The organism is Planctomycetota bacterium (genome assembly GCA_021414025.1).
Classification (GTDB): Bacteria; Planctomycetota; Phycisphaerae; order Phycisphaerales; family SM1A02; genus SYAC01.
Map to the genome: position 1 here is coordinate 24040 of JAIOPG010000003.1, position 13707 is coordinate 37746.

Annotated in this window: 13 protein-coding genes; 5 read left to right on the forward strand and 8 right to left on the reverse strand. The window is 63.2% G+C overall.

The annotated features are described in order from the left end of the window. Positions 1 to 63 precede the first annotated feature (63 nt). Positions 64 to 681, reverse strand: a complete 618-nt coding sequence (locus tag K8R92_04415) for a hypothetical protein (protein ID MCE9619132.1) — start codon at positions 679 to 681, stop codon at positions 64 to 66. A 93-nt stretch (positions 682 to 774) separates the two neighbouring features. Here K8R92_04415 and K8R92_04420 point away from each other — a divergent pair, with 93 nt between their 5' ends. Then, a complete protein-coding gene (locus K8R92_04420) occupies positions 775 to 2739 on the forward strand; it encodes a heavy metal translocating P-type ATPase (protein MCE9619133.1) in 1965 nt (654 codons plus the stop codon). Here the strand turns inward: K8R92_04420 and K8R92_04425 are convergent. The 6 genes from K8R92_04425 to K8R92_04450 all read right to left on the reverse strand — a co-directional run bounded on the left by K8R92_04425 (position 2733) and on the right by K8R92_04450 (position 8770). Next, the gene (locus tag K8R92_04425) at positions 2733 to 4337 is read right to left on the reverse strand and encodes an NAD-dependent malic enzyme (protein ID MCE9619134.1); all 1605 of its coding nucleotides are present in this window, start codon (positions 4335 to 4337) and stop codon (positions 2733 to 2735) included. The genes K8R92_04420 and K8R92_04425 overlap by 7 nt on opposite strands. 41 nt (positions 4338 to 4378) lie before the next feature. Next, positions 4379 to 4771 carry a hypothetical protein gene (locus tag K8R92_04430; GenBank protein ID MCE9619135.1) on the reverse strand — a complete coding sequence of 131 codons (393 nt, stop codon included), beginning with the start codon at positions 4769 to 4771 and terminating at the stop codon, positions 4379 to 4381. Between the two features lies 1 nt (position 4772). Continuing rightward, positions 4773 to 6185 carry a hypothetical protein gene (locus K8R92_04435; protein ID MCE9619136.1) on the reverse strand — a complete coding sequence of 471 codons (1413 nt, stop codon included), beginning with the start codon at positions 6183 to 6185 and terminating at the stop codon, positions 4773 to 4775. A 45-nt stretch (positions 6186 to 6230) separates the two neighbouring features. Beyond that, positions 6231 to 6821 (reverse strand): hypothetical protein, encoded by a 591-nt coding sequence (locus tag K8R92_04440; protein ID MCE9619137.1) that lies wholly within the window; start codon positions 6819 to 6821, stop codon positions 6231 to 6233. Positions 6822 to 7280: 459 nt separating this feature from the next. Then, complete coding sequence (locus K8R92_04445; GenBank protein ID MCE9619138.1) at positions 7281 to 7877, reverse strand: hypothetical protein; 597 nt, start codon at positions 7875 to 7877, stop codon at positions 7281 to 7283. Positions 7878 to 7954: 77 nt separating this feature from the next. Continuing rightward, positions 7955 to 8770, reverse strand: coding sequence for a polysaccharide deacetylase family protein (locus K8R92_04450; GenBank protein ID MCE9619139.1), 816 nt, complete (start codon positions 8768 to 8770; stop codon positions 7955 to 7957). Between the two features lie 118 nt (positions 8771 to 8888). Here K8R92_04450 and K8R92_04455 point away from each other — a divergent pair, with 118 nt between their 5' ends. The 3 genes from K8R92_04455 to K8R92_04465 all read left to right on the forward strand — a co-directional run bounded on the left by K8R92_04455 (position 8889) and on the right by K8R92_04465 (position 10528). Next, the gene (locus tag K8R92_04455) at positions 8889 to 9269 is read left to right on the forward strand and encodes a VOC family protein (GenBank protein MCE9619140.1); all 381 of its coding nucleotides are present in this window, start codon (positions 8889 to 8891) and stop codon (positions 9267 to 9269) included. Between the two features lie 207 nt (positions 9270 to 9476). After that, positions 9477 to 10202 (forward strand): hypothetical protein, encoded by a 726-nt coding sequence (locus K8R92_04460; GenBank protein MCE9619141.1) that lies wholly within the window; start codon positions 9477 to 9479, stop codon positions 10200 to 10202. 116 nt (positions 10203 to 10318) lie between these two features. Next, positions 10319 to 10528 (forward strand): hypothetical protein, encoded by a 210-nt coding sequence (locus K8R92_04465; GenBank protein MCE9619142.1) that lies wholly within the window; start codon positions 10319 to 10321, stop codon positions 10526 to 10528. Positions 10529 to 10588: 60 nt separating this feature from the next. On the opposite strand, the gene K8R92_04470 is transcribed toward K8R92_04465, so the two are convergent. Next, positions 10589 to 11377 carry a peptidoglycan recognition protein family protein gene (locus tag K8R92_04470; protein MCE9619143.1) on the reverse strand — a complete coding sequence of 263 codons (789 nt, stop codon included), beginning with the start codon at positions 11375 to 11377 and terminating at the stop codon, positions 10589 to 10591. A gap of 309 nt (positions 11378 to 11686) precedes the next feature. Between K8R92_04470 and K8R92_04475 the strand changes: the two genes are divergently transcribed. Then, on the forward strand, positions 11687 to 13707 hold a 2021-nt coding region (locus tag K8R92_04475), incomplete at its 3' end, for a DNA gyrase subunit B (GenBank protein ID MCE9619144.1).

Genomic DNA, 13707 nt, shown 5'->3' on the forward strand with positions numbered 1-13707 from the left:
CCTTATGGAAAAGTTCATCAGGCTTTGAAGTTCATGATTCGAAGATCGGCACGGCCGGCAAACCTACCGCCGCGCCCGCAGCGAGGCCGCCGCGGTGACCACCTCGGCGACCAGCGCCGTGTCCTCGGGCAGATTGTGCTTTCCATAGGCATCGCAGGGCGGGATGATTCGCACGCCGATGGCGTGGAGTTCGCCCAGGGCCTTGACCAGAATCGAATTGTGCATGGAACCATGCATGGTTGGCGCCACCAGGACCTTCGCCCGGCCCTGTTCCATCCGCCCGATGGCCGAGGCGAGCGTCGCCCCGACGGCGCCCTCGGCAATGCCGTGGGCCATGCGGCCGATGGTGGCCGCAGTGGCGGGCGCCACCAGGTAGACGTCGAAGGGTGCGTCATCGGAAAGATGCTCCGAATCCGCCGTGAGTCGCGCGATCACCGGATGCGTGGTGCTCCACGCCAGCGCCTCCTCGGCCACGAAGCGAAGCGACTCCTCGGTGCAGAACGCGGTCACCGAGGCGCCCTGTCGGCGGAGGGCGCGGGCCAGCATCGGCGTGCGCATCGCGGCGATTCCGCCCGTCACCAGCAGCGCCACGCGCACGCCGTCCAGCGCGTCGCTCTCCCGGACGATCTCGCGGTCGCCCAAGTCGCTCGGCGTGGGAGGTGGAAAGTCGAATGATTCCATCGGGTCATTCTAACGCGGTCGGCGCGGAGTCCGGACGCGCCGCAATTCCCATTCGGCGCCGATGCCGCATCCGTTCGCCGCTATCTTCGGGCCATGTGCGGCACCCGGCCCTCCCATGACGGTGATCATGCCCAGAGCGCGCCGGACTCCGGCGCCTGGTGGCGCGGCGAGCTGATGGTGCCGATCGTCGCGGGCCTGTTCCTTCTGCTCGCGTGGATCATGCACCATGAATGGATTCCGTCGAACCGCGCCATCTTCTGGGGCTGCCTTGGCGTGGTCTACCTGGTGGCGGGGTGGAACGCCTTTCTCGCCGGGCTTCGGCTGATGCTCAAGGGCCGGCTCGACGTCGATTTTCTCATGGTGGTCGCGGCGCTCGCGGCGGCCTGGATCGGCGAGGGAGTCGACGGCGGGCTGCTGCTCTTCCTGTTCTCGCTGGGCAACGCGCTGGAGCACTACGCCATGGGCCAGTCGCGCAAGGCGATCCGCGCCCTGGGCAAGCTGGCCCCCCGCTTTGCCAAGGTGAAGCGCGGCGATCAGGAAGTCGAGGCGCCCATCGAGGAGCTGGTGGTCGGCGACGTGGTCGTGGTACGGCCCGGCGAGCGCCTGCCCGCCGACGGAGTCATCCTGGCGGGAAGCGGCAGCATTGATCAAAGCCCGATCACCGGCGAAAGCGTTCCGGTCGACAAGGATGTGGACGATGAGGTCTTCGCCGGAACCGTCAATGGCGACGGGAGCCTGGAGATCCGAGTCTCGCGTCCGAGCACGGAGTCGACGATGGCGCGCATGATCCTGCTGGTGGAGGATGCGCAGCATCAGAAGGGGCGCACGCAGCGCGCCGCCGAGGCCTTTACCCGCGTCTATGTTCCCTGCGTCGTGGCGGGCACCATCGCGGCGATCTTCGTGCCGTCGCAGCTCGGCTGGCTGCCCTTCGACCAATCGCTGCTGCGGGCCATCGCCATGCTGGTCGGCGCCAGTCCCTGCGCGCTGGCGATCAGCACTCCCGCCGCGGTCCTCTCCGGCGTCGCCCGCGCCGCCCGCTCCGGCGTGCTGATCAAGGGCGGCCTGCACCTCGAGGGGCTGGCGACCATCCGCGCCATTGCCATGGACAAGACCGGCACGCTGACCAATGGGCGCCCGCAAATCGTGGGCGTGTTCCTGGCCGAGGGCGTCGACGAGCGGCGGCTTCTGGAGGCGGCCTCCGCGATCGAGCAGCGCAGCGAGCATCCGATCGCCAAGGCCATCGTGCGCGCCGCCGAGGCGAAGCAGATCCGCGTGGCGCCCGCGGAGAACGTGGCCGCGATCAAGGGCAAGGGCGTCTCCGGAAGCGTCGCCGGCCGCGTGATCCAGGTCGGCTCGGCGCGGCTGATGCTTGAGCAGGGCGCGGCGCTTCCGGAGGCGATGAAGTCCGAGCTGGCGCGGCACGACACCGAGGGCCACACAGTGGTCGTCCTGAGCCTCGAGGAGAAGGTCCTGGGGTTCATCGCGCTGGCCGACCGTCCGCGGGCCGAGGCCGCCGAGGCCATCCGCCTTCTGCACGAGCTGCAGGTGCGACCCATCGTCATGCTCACCGGCGACCGCAAGGGAGTTGCCCAGGCCATTGCCCGCGACGTGGGCGTGGACGAGGTCGAGGCGGAGCTGCTGCCCGAGGACAAGATCAACCGCGTGAAGGCGCTGCTCGACAAGCACCATGCCATTGCCATGGTGGGCGACGGGGTGAACGACGCGCCGGCGCTGGCGATGGCCACGGTCGGCATCGCGATGGGACGCGGCGGCACCGATGTGGCGCTGGAGGCTGCGGACATCGCCCTGATGGCGGACGACCTGCAGCGCATCCCCTTCGCGATCGCCCTGGCCCGCTTCGCGCGGCGGGTGATCCGCCAGAACGTGGCGGTCAGCATGGGCATGGTCTTCATCCTGATCCCGCTGGCCCTCAGCGGTGCGATCGGCACCACGCTCGCGGTCATTATGCATGAGGGCAGCACGGTCGCTGTCGTCATCAACGGGCTGCGCCTGCTCGCCTTCCGCGAGCCTCGCCACGCGACTCCCAAGTCTCAGTAGTTCGGGTTGTAGATCTTGCTGCGCACGAAGGCGTCAATGTCCTTCGGCCGCTCGATGCCGGCCAATCCCTGGTCGAAGATCAATGTGGCCACCGCGACGGCTTCCTTCACCAGGGTCGGATGGATCTCCGCGACCGGCGGATAGATCAGACCGACCTGCAGGTCCTCGTCGGTGACCTGCGCCGCCAGGCTCTCGGCGGCGCGGAGGAACATGTCGTCGGTCACGCGCCGCGCCTCGGTCGCATACACGGCGAGCCCGATCGCGGGATAGATGTAGACGTTGTTGCCCTGACCCGGCACGAAGAGCTTTCCCTGGTAGTGGAAGGGCGGGAAGGGGCTGCCGGCGGCGAAGATCGCCCGCCCCTGCGAGTGCTCGATCGCGTCGCGGGCGGTGCATTCGCTTTTGCTGGTCGGATTGGAATAGGGAAAGATGATCGGCCGCACGTTGATCCGCGCCATCGCGGCCAGCACCTCCGGAGTGAAGGCGTTGGCGACCGTGCTCACGCCGATCAGGGCCGTGGGCTTGATCGACTCCACCACGGAAAGCAAGTCGCGCGCCGGCGGGTTGGCATGGGCGTAGCGCCGCTGCTGCTCGCTGATTCCCGGCGTTTCAGAGGTGACGAGTCCCTTGGAGTTCATCAGGAAGCAGCGCTTCAGGGCCTCCGCCTCGGGCAGCCCCTCGCGCGTCATCTGCAGCACGCAGAGATCCGCAATGCCGATGGCGGCGCTGCCCGCGCCGTAGAAGAGCAGCCGCTGCTCGCGGACCCGGCTCTTGATGATGCGGCAGGCGCCGAAGAGTCCGGCCACCGCCACCGCGGCCGTGCCCTGGATGTCGTCGTTGAAGCAGCACACCCGGTTGCGGTGCCGCTGGAGCAGCGGGATGGCGGTCTTGTTGGTGAAGTCCTCGAACTGGATGCAGCAGTGGGGAAAGACTTCCTGCACCGCGTCCACGAATTCGTCGACGAAGGAGGTGTACTCGTCGCCGGTGATGCGCCGCTGCCGAAGCCCGGGATAGAGCGGGTCCTCGAGGAAAGTCGCGTTGTTCGTGCCCACGTCCAGCGTCACCGGAAGCGTGACCCAGGGCGGCACGCCGCCGACGCCGGCGTAGAGGGCCAGCTTGCCGATCGGAATCCCCATGCCGCAGACCCCCTGGTCGCCAAGCCCGAGGATGCGCTCGCCGTCGGTGACCACGATGAAGCGGACGTCCTTTTCGGGCCAGTTGCGCAGCACCTCCTTCATCCGTCCCCGGCGCTTCAGGCTGATGTAGAGCCCGCGCGGCCGGCGCATGATGTGGCCGAACTGCTGGCAGGCCTCGCCCACGGTCGGCGTGTACACGATCGGCATCAGGTCCTCGGGCTCGGCGCGCAGCAGCATGTAGAAAAGTCGCTCGTTCCGGTCCGCCAGCTCGGCGAGATAGACGTATTTCTCCAGCGGGGAGGTGCAGTGGCCCAGCTGGGTCTTGACCCGGCGCAGATGGGTTTCACTGGTCTCGATGCCATCCGGAAGCAGCCCGATCAGCCCCCACTTCTCGCGCTCGGCCTCGGTGAATGCGGTGGCCTTGGTCAAACGCGGGTCGTGCAGCAGGTCGCTCCCTTGCATCGGGGCGAGTTTAACTTCGTTTGAAGCCGCAAGCGACGGCGTCATGGCTTTGGCGCCGCCGCTCCCTGCACCCGCGTCCACGGGTGGTCCATCTGCTTTTCGCGCAGGGTGCAGGAGTCCTTCACCTTGCGGGCGATGAGCGTGGCGTCGTCGATCTTGATGTCGTAGGTGCCCGTCTCGTCGACGCACACTTTCGTCTCGGGGCGGTTGCGGAAGGTGGCGACCTTTCCGTCGAAGGAATAATCCCCCACCACGGCGCGGGTTTTGGGGATCGCAAAGGTCAGCGTGAAGATGCCCGTTTCCTCGCAGGTCAGGATGGAGTTGTCGAACTCGCTCTTCCAGGAGCCGACCAGCTTCGGGCTGGAAATTTTTTCGGGTTCGCCCTTGCAGCCCGCCAGCAGGAGCAGCGCCAGGATCGTGGGAAATCGCCTCACCCTAGAACTGTATAACAAGTTCGACCGCGAAGAGGTTTTGTCCCTGATGGACCGAGCCCGACTCCTCGGTGTAGCTGTACTGCGTCTTCAGTTGCACGAAGCGGTCGAGCTTGACACCCAGGCACGCGTCGATGCGCCAGAGGTTGTTGTCCCAGGGGGTGGCGGCGCCGACGACCGGCGTGACCTTGGAATAGATCTGCTGGTTCCAGCGGCCCGAAAGCCAGAATTGCGGCATGAATTTCCACTTGCCCTCGACGAAATAGCTGTACGCGTCGATGGCGCCGACGGGCTTTCCGGCCGGGGCGTCGGGAACGTCATAGCGGCTTTGGGCGAATTCCGCCCAGAGTTCAATGGGCCCGTGCGCGTAGGAGATGTCGCAACCCACCATGGTCTGCCGGGCCTGCCCGATGGTGGCGCCGGGAGCCGTGGTGGCGGAAAACCTTTTGTACGCGCTCGTGTCGACATAGGAGCCGCTGCTGGCGCTCACGCCAAGGTTCCACGCCGCGTCGGGGCGCAACCCAATGCGGCCGGTCATGGTTGGATAGTTGAAGCCGCGGTTCCACAAGTCCCATTGCTCGGGCCGACTCGCCAGCGGCGCATTCTTCATCTCCACGGCCCAGTCGAAGGTCTCGACGGTGCCGTTGAGCTGAAAACCGCTCGCGTAGCTCGGACCCCACACCATGGGGATCCATCTCGAGACCGTGTCCGGGATGTTCTTGCGGGCCAGGAACCCGGTCATGGCTGGGGCGATGTTGGGCGGAACGCCGGCTGTGGAGGGCCCGGCGCCATCCGTGATGGTGGTCTCCCATCCATACATGAGCGGCGCGTTGATCAGGGAGTTCTGCGTTGAAAAGTGCCGGTTGACCCATTGGCCGAACGCCGTCTCGAATTTCCCCCCCTTGAAATTGAGGACCGGCGAATCGAAGGGCATGATCTGCACGTAGTACTCCGCTGGCATGGCCTGCACCGAGGTGTCGGCCGGATCGAATCCCCGGTTCACCAGCCCCAAAAACACAAGCCCGATGTGCTGCGACACATTCATCGTGAACAGGCCGCTCAACGAGGGGGCAAAAAGTTGTCCGCTGGAAGTCTGGATGAAACCGGGCGGCGGTTGGCTCATCACAAAATAGTCCAGCGTGAGCCACAGGTCGACGTTGAAGCTGATCTGCCCGTCGTCGCTTTGGAAGGATTGAAACTCGCGAAGCCTTTCGATGAAGGCGTCCACGGGCTTGCTCGACGGATCCGGGCCATTCGAGATCGACGCCAGCGCGTCCTCGGTCGCCGCCGGGTCAGCAGTTCGAGCCATGGGCGAACCCGTGTCCGCCGGAGGATCGGCCCGAGCGCCAACGGCAGCGACCGCGCCCAGGAGCACCGCCGCGAGCATGGCCGGGATCCCCCGAGTGGAGTTCCTCATGCGGCCTCGTTCGCGATGTTCGCGCCAGGTCGAATCGGCATGCGGTCACTCCTTGACCGGCGTGGTCCAATCCACGGTCACGGTGGCTCCACCCTTGAGCTCCACGGTTTTGTCGAACGAGTCCTTGGGGCTCATCCAGACTCGAAAGGTGTGCGTGCCCTCGGGCAAATTGTGAAGTTTGAAGTTTCCCCGCTCATCGGTCGTGCAAAAAAAGGGCGAGTCCACCACCACGATGTGGCCGCGCATGTGCTCGTGAATCTCGCAAAACAGGCTCACGGTGCCCGGCTTGTCGAAAACCACCGCCTCCATCTCCTCCCCCGCCCGGTAGCGGCCCAGATCAAACCGCCGGGCGTCGGAGTAGCTGAACACCGAGTGGTACATGGGGTCCTTGTTCGGAAACAGAATCGGTGTTCCGGTCTGCACGGCGAGCACGGCCGGCCGAAATTGAAATCCGCGCTGATCGACGTGAGCGACGGGAGCCGACTTGGAATCCAACGGTGGAAATGTTCCGAGCATCCACACCACGCTCAGCGGCGGGTCCGCGGGCTCGATGCGAGTCGCGGTGCGAGCGCCATAGGTTTCCGAGCTGGTCGGCACCGACTTGCGCGGCAGCACCGGCACCTTGCCTTCAAGCATGGCCGTTCCGGATGGCGCACCGGCCGTCTTTGTCGGCGCCGGGTCGGTCCCCGCGTTTGGTGTCGAGGCCGCGCTTTTGCCCTGCGCCGCAACTTCCTTTTCCTTCGCTTCATCCTTTGGTGATTGTGGTTCAGCTTGCCGACCGGGTACGGACGGTGGGGCGGTTTGTGTGTCGTTGTCGGTTGCTTTTTCCGCTGCGAATCCAAGGGCCATGCAAAGCCCCAGAATGATTGTTTGCAACCACTTATGAATCCCCATCGCTGAAGGCTATATCAATTCCCCTCTAAAATCATGGTTTTTGATTCGAGCTTGCTTTTTCGCAAATGAATACGACCTTGTGGGTGTTGAGTGAGTCACTCAACCATGACTTGGCGACGCAACGAATTTCAAAGCGTCCAACCGAGTCTGAAGGATCCGGCTCGAGGTGAGCCGGATCCTTTCATTTTTGCCCGACCTTCTTCAAGCCTGGGGCTTCGGCAGAAAGCGATCGCGGTCGACTTTTGCCGCTTCGGGCTCCCTCCCCGCGCAGAGATCGATGAACTCGCTCACGCCGTCGGTCGGCGGCAGATCACGCACGGGCTCCACCAGAATTTCGTGAACCAGCCGTGCGTAGAGCTCCCGATCCGAAAGACTGTCCGTGTGCAGGAGATAGACCCCGAGGTCGCCGAGCGTTTCCACGACCTCCCACAATTTCGCCTGCAGGGCCCGGTCGTCCAGCTCCTCCGGCGGCGCGACGGCGATGCCCAGATCAGTGAGCTGCTTCAGATTGCTCGTCATCGGAGCCATCTCGAGGTCGTACACCAGCATCCAATAGAAGCGGTCGGTGCAATCGCCCCGTTGTGCCGCATCCGCGACCAGCCGGTCAATGGCCTGCTCGCGTTGCTGCGCGGCGTCGCTGCGCAATCCGCCGCGCCGCGCTCTTGGAGGAGGCCGCTCCGGAACCGGCCCGCTCGTCGGACGATCTCCTTCGCGACCGGTGTCTTCGCCTTCGCTCGCCAAACCTGCGGTCAATTTCGCCTCCGAAGCGGCGGAACCCGATGCTTTGAGCGCGACCATGGGTGGCCTCCTTTCATGAGCACGCACCCTAAAAGGGATCCCGCCGCCGACGCCAATCGCTGCCGATTTTCCGCGAGTTATTTTTGCCCGAGCGCCGCCATCCGCGCCGCGAACCGATCGATCCCCTCGCCATAGCTCATCTTCATTCGGGGCAACTGGAGCGACTGGGGCGGCTCGGCGTCCGGATCGTCATCCGCGCGGACGGCCATCCGGTATCCCGCCTCGCGCGCCGCCTTCCTCACCCGCTCATCCTGAAGGCCGAAGGGATAGGCGATCGCCTCGACGGGATGATGGACGCGGGCTTCAAGGGTCGCCCGGCTCTGCGACATCTCGCGCTCCAGCTGCGCGGGAGGCACATCCACAAGCCGGGGATGGGACAGTGTGTGCGACTGCACTTCATGGCCGGCGGCCTCCAGCTGCTCCACCTGGTTCCACGACAAGTAACCCGAACCATTGTCCTGGGCGGCGATCGGCCCAGTGTAGATGAAGAAAACGCCGCGCATTCCCCGCGGCTCAAGCTGCGTCCGGGCGATCTCCAAATGCTCCGCCCATCCGTCATCGAAGGTGAGCATCACTGAGTTCGGGGGAGGATCGATGTGATTCGCCTCGCAGGCCAGCAATTCCCGGAAGGTGATGGTGTGATAGTGATGAGCCGTCAGCCAATCCAACTGCGCCGAAAAATCCTCCGGCAGCACCACCCAGGGAGCCCAATCCGCCTTGGCCGGCCCCCAATTCCCCACATGGTGGTACATCAGGATGGGAATGATGACCTTGCGTCGCGGTCGTTCCGCGAAGCGTGACCATGGATACAGCATCGCGATCATGACGAGCGCCAGCAGCAATGAACCGGCGTGGTTCGCAAGGCGGCTTCGCGTCTGATCCACTTGACTCATGCGGGCAGTGTGAACCATTCCCGCCCCCAGTGAAAGCGATGCCTTCCTCAACCCTGATCCGAATGGTCATGAGCGGATCGGGCTTGTCCGTTCACGAAGAAACGGGGAGCATGAATCCATGCGGCTCACCCATGTCACTCTGGTGATTGAGGACCTTGAGCGAAGCGTGGCCTTCTACGAATCCGTGCTTGGAGCGGTGGTTCAGCGGCGAACCACTCACGCCGAGTTGCGGCTGGGCGATTGCCGACTGGCCCTTTGCACCCGCCAAGTTCTCGATGCTTTTGTCGGAGTTCCCATGCCCCCTCCAGACGGAAAAACAGTGGGTGGCGTCGTCAGCATTGCCCTCGTTTCCGAAGTTGAATTGAACCAAATCATCGACCGGGCCAAGGGTTGCGGCGGCCGAGTGCTCAAACACCCGTTCACACCTGAGTGGGGCGGCCGTTCCGCCTGGATCGGTGACCCCGACGGCCATTGGGTTGAATTTACCGTTCGAAAATAAAGTCCGAGATTCACTTGAAAAAGCGGTGTTTCTGATGGCTCTTCAGCCATCGACACCCGGGAAATCAAGTCAAAATTTGGAATTTTCAAGAAAAGTTCTTGCCTCCCTCCGCTTTGGGGGCAAGTTATCGATGCGTTGGGCTCCCTTTAACCGCCCCACGCGATTGTTCCCTTTTCGCTTCCCTTTCAGACACAAGGAATTTCCATCATGAAGTCAAGTCTCATTGCCGTCGGTCTCTGCTCAATCGTGGCATCAACAGCCTCAGCCGCTGTTGTCGCCGCCTGGGATTTCCAGACCACATCCAATGGCGGAACAGCCATCGCTGCATCCCCCACCTGCCCAAAGGCATTCATTGCCAACTTCGGTTCCGGCAACCTGTATCTGGACGGAACCAATGGTTCAAGCAACTTCTTCCAGCCGGCCACAGGTTCGACCAACACAGAAATTAACGCCTTCGGCGGCACTGCTCTCAATGCGAGCGGCGGCATGTCGACAGTAACGACCAGTCCAGCCGCACTGGCGGTTGTCGGCGGTGCATCCACTGCTGCCAACGGCAAGTCGATGGTCTTCAAGTTCAGCATGTCCGGCATGGGCAACCTTGGCGTGACGTATGCGGTGCAGAAGACTGGAACGGGTTTCAGTACCCAACAATGGGATTACAGCACCGACGGGACCAACTGGTTCGCCGCTGCCACAGTGACCGGAATGCAAGCAAATTTCGCATTGGGCACGGGCACGATCACTTCGCTGGGAGTCGCGACCGGCTTGGATAATGCAGCGACCGCTTACATGCGGGTCACCTTCACCGGAGCGACCAATGCAACCGGCAACAATCGCATGGACAACTTCATCTTCAATGCAGACGCGGTTCCTGCCCCTGGTGCAGTGGCCTTGGTCGGCTTGGCCGGCCTTGTGAGCCGTCGTCGTCGCTGAAGCAAGGGATTGTCACTCTGATTTGACTTCGACAGCGCCGCCTTCGGGCGGCGTTGTTCTTTTTCACTCATGACAGGGCGTCCTTGGCGGACGTTCGTCGACTAACTTTGGCATCCATGTCCAACTCCATGCTCGTGATCGCTTTCACCTTTTTGAGCATGGGAGCGGTCGCGGTCCTGATGTGGAAACTCGTGCAGAAGCAGGAGCAGCAAGACCCGGATTTCGAGCAGAAGCTGGCGGCGGACGATCGCCGGGCCCGAGCGAATCGACAGGCCGCATCCAAGGCCGCCTCGCCAAAGCCGGCGGATCCGCAGGGCAAGAAGTAGACGAACGACCGTCTCAGGCCACTGGCATTCGTGAATTCAGATTGTGGGAGGCAGGCTCATTCAAGCCATTGCCTGGCCAAGATGCTCGCGAAGCGTGAGCCGCTTCATGCGCATCTGCCGCATTTCCGACTGCAGGCTCTGGCCGGGGCAGGCCGTGTGGGCTGAGGCCCATTCCTGGTGGGTCTTCACCCGGGACACCGAGACGCCGTACTTGTTCATCATGACGTTGAGCACCTTTTCAAGCGCCGCGATCTGCTCGGGACTGGGGCTTTGCTCGTCGAAATTGCCCAGGCAGCAGATGCCCAGATTGCCCTCGTTGCAGTCCTTGACGTGGGCACCCTGCCACTTGATGTCCCGGGCCTCCCAGACGCGACCGCCGCGGTCCACCACATAGTGGTAGCCGATGTCCCCCCATCCCTTGCCGCGGTGGCCCGTGCGAATCAGCTCCAGGCGAGCCGCGCTGGAGCGCTCATCCTTGGCCAAAAAGGGGCTCATGCCGTCGTGGTGCACCGTGATGTACTTCACGGGAAGCATGGGATTCATCAAGGCCACCGCCGGAGTGCCGGAACTCGGGCACCAACCCTCGCGATCCAGGATGAAGGTCATATTTTTGGGCTTGGGAGACTTGACCGCCGTGGTCGTGGGGGCGGTGGGAGTGGTGTTTTTCAGTTCCGGCCAAACGGGATCGGGAAGGCGCGTCGACTTGTTCGGCGTCGCGCAGCCCGCGGCGAAGAGCAGTCCAAGCGACAGAAATCCCCGGCGGCTCTTGAGCGCCGATGCCAAGCCGGCGGCGCGACTGCCGGGAGGAATTTCGCGCGCCGGATCAGGGTTGTGGGAGTCGCAGCACATTCAGGAAAGCCCGCTTTCAATCGGTCAAAAACAAACCAACGCAATAGACTTTACGGAACAAAATTGGATTCGTAGACACCGGGCGAAATTTTAGTCAAAAAGTGCTCGAAAATTTCGCCCGATTCGAGTCCGACTTTTTTCAAGTTGGTGCGGACTTTTGCACTGGAAAATAGGGCTGATTTGACCATGGGAGGCGGCTTTTTTGGTAGACTGAGCCACCTGAAAAAATGGTCGGTCGGAGCGAAGGTTTTCGACCCGAACGGCCATGGCTCCAGGCCTACGTTAAGGCTCAATTTCACCGTGCCAAGCATGACCAAACAAGACAAGACTCCAGCGATCACCGACACCTCCGAGGGCTCCTACAACTCCGATTCCATCCAGGTGCTTGAGGGCCTCGACGCCATCCGCAAACGGCCCGGCATGTATGTGGGCGGCACCGGATTGGAAGGCCTGCACCACCTGGTCTACGAGTGCGTGGACAACGCCATCGACGAGGCCATGGCGGGCTACGCCACCAATGTCACCGTGCTGCTGGGTGTAGATGGAAGCTGCACGGTGGGCGACGACGGCCGTGGCATGCCGGTCGATCCGATGAAGCACGAAAATCCCGCCATCAACGGGCGCCCCGCGGTCGAAGTGATCCTGACCGAGGTGCACGCCGGCGGAAAGTTCGACAGCGGCGCGTACAAGGTATCGGGCGGCCTGCACGGCGTCGGCGTGAAGTGCGTGAACGCGCTGAGCGAATGGACCGAGGTGCAAGTCTCCAAGGAGACCGCGCTCTACAAGATCGCCTTCGCGCGCGGCGAAGTGTCGGAACCGCTGCACGTGGTCGAGAAGCGCAAGGGCGGCAAGACCGGAACCCGCATCTCCTTCAAGCCCGACCCGACGATCTTCCCTGACACCACGCTGCGCTACGACGTTCTGCAGCACCGGCTGCGCGAGCTGGCCTACCTGAACCCCGGCGTCCACATCCGGCTGCTCGACGAGCGCGTCGACGCGCAGGGCCAGCAGCGCGACGAGACCTTCCACGACGAGACCGGCATCGGCGGATACGTGAAGTTCATGAACGCCTCCAAAAACTGCATGAGCTCGGTGATGGCGGTGCGGCGCGAGGACCCGGAGACGGGCATGCGCTGCGAGCTGGCGCTCCAATACACCGACGGCATTCCGGAAATCCTGCTGGCCTTCGGCAACAACATTCCCAACCGCGACGGCGGCACGCACGTCACCGGCTTCCGCAAGTCGCTCACCACGGTGATCAACGGCTACGGCCGACGGATGGGTCTTTTCCGGGAAAAAGACTTCATTCCCACGGGCGAGGATCTGCGCGAGGGATTGACGGCGGTGGTGAGCGTGAAGCTGGCCAACCCGACCTTCAACAATCAGACCAAGGAAAAGCTGCTCAATCCCGAGGTCGAGACCTTCGTCAGCGCCGCGGTGACCGAGCAGCTGGGCGCCTGGCTCGAGGAGAACCCGGCTGAGGCAAAGCTGATCGTGAACCGCGCCAAGCTGGCGGCCGAAGCCCGCGAGGCGGCCCGCAAGGCCCGCGACCTGATCAAGCGCAAGGGGGCCCTGGACTCCGGCGGCATGCCGCACAAGCTCTCGGATTGCTCGAGCAACGACGTGGAGAAGACCGAGCTCTTCATCGTCGAGGGCGACTCCGCAGGCGGAAGCGCCAAGGGCGGCCGCGACCATGTGCACCAGGCCATCCTGCCGCTGCGCGGAAAGCTGCTCAACGTGGAGAAGGCCCGACTGGACAAGGTGCTGGGCTTCGAGGAAATCCGCACGCTCATCCAGGCGCTGCAATGCGGCATCCGCGAGGACTTCGACGCCTCCAAGATCCGCTATGGCCGCATCATCATCATGACCGACGCCGACGTCGACGGAGCCCACATCCGCACCCTCCTGCTCACTTTTTTCTATCGGCAGATGCCGCAGATCGTTGAGCGAGGCTATCTCTACATCGCCCAACCGCCGCTCTATAAGGCCAAGCGGGGCAAGAGCGAAAAATACCTCAAGGACGAGGGCCTGCTCGAGGAATACCTGATCGAATTGGGCGTGGAAGACTTAAAGCTTAAGTCCAAAAAAACCGAGGTCAACGGCAAGGCCCTTTCGGGACTGACCCGCACCTTGAGCAAATACGATAAGATCCTGAACGGAATGCGGCAAAAGGCCGACCCTCGGCTCATCGATGCCTTGATCACGGCCACGGATTTCTCGGTGGAAACCTTGAAAAATCCAAAAAAAATGGACCTCGAATCCGACAAGCTGGCGACCTTCTTGACGCGATTTTACCCTGAATTGAAAGACTTCGGCTTGGACACCGAAAA

What these genes read in the sequence shown, in the direction of transcription:
- K8R92_04415 (MCE9619132.1), bottom strand. Translation starts at nt 681, where the DNA reads ATGGAATCATTCGACTTTCCACCTCCCACGCCGAGCGACTTGGGCGAC.
- K8R92_04420 (MCE9619133.1), top strand. Translation starts at nt 775, where the DNA reads ATGTGCGGCACCCGGCCCTCCCATGACGGTGATCATGCCCAGAGCGCG.
- K8R92_04425 (MCE9619134.1), bottom strand. Translation starts at nt 4,337, where the DNA reads ATGCAAGGGAGCGACCTGCTGCACGACCCGCGTTTGACCAAGGCCACC.
- K8R92_04435 (MCE9619136.1), bottom strand. Translation starts at nt 6,185, where the DNA reads ATGAGGAACTCCACTCGGGGGATCCCGGCCATGCTCGCGGCGGTGCTC.
- K8R92_04440 (MCE9619137.1), bottom strand. Translation starts at nt 6,821, where the DNA reads ATGCTTGAAGGCAAGGTGCCGGTGCTGCCGCGCAAGTCGGTGCCGACC.
- K8R92_04445 (MCE9619138.1), bottom strand. Translation starts at nt 7,877, where the DNA reads ATGGTCGCGCTCAAAGCATCGGGTTCCGCCGCTTCGGAGGCGAAATTG.
- K8R92_04450 (MCE9619139.1), bottom strand. Translation starts at nt 8,770, where the DNA reads ATGAGTCAAGTGGATCAGACGCGAAGCCGCCTTGCGAACCACGCCGGT.
- K8R92_04455 (MCE9619140.1), top strand. Translation starts at nt 8,889, where the DNA reads ATGCGGCTCACCCATGTCACTCTGGTGATTGAGGACCTTGAGCGAAGC.
- K8R92_04460 (MCE9619141.1), top strand. Translation starts at nt 9,477, where the DNA reads ATGAAGTCAAGTCTCATTGCCGTCGGTCTCTGCTCAATCGTGGCATCA.
- K8R92_04465 (MCE9619142.1), top strand. Translation starts at nt 10,319, where the DNA reads ATGTCCAACTCCATGCTCGTGATCGCTTTCACCTTTTTGAGCATGGGA.
- K8R92_04470 (MCE9619143.1), bottom strand. Translation starts at nt 11,377, where the DNA reads ATGTGCTGCGACTCCCACAACCCTGATCCGGCGCGCGAAATTCCTCCC.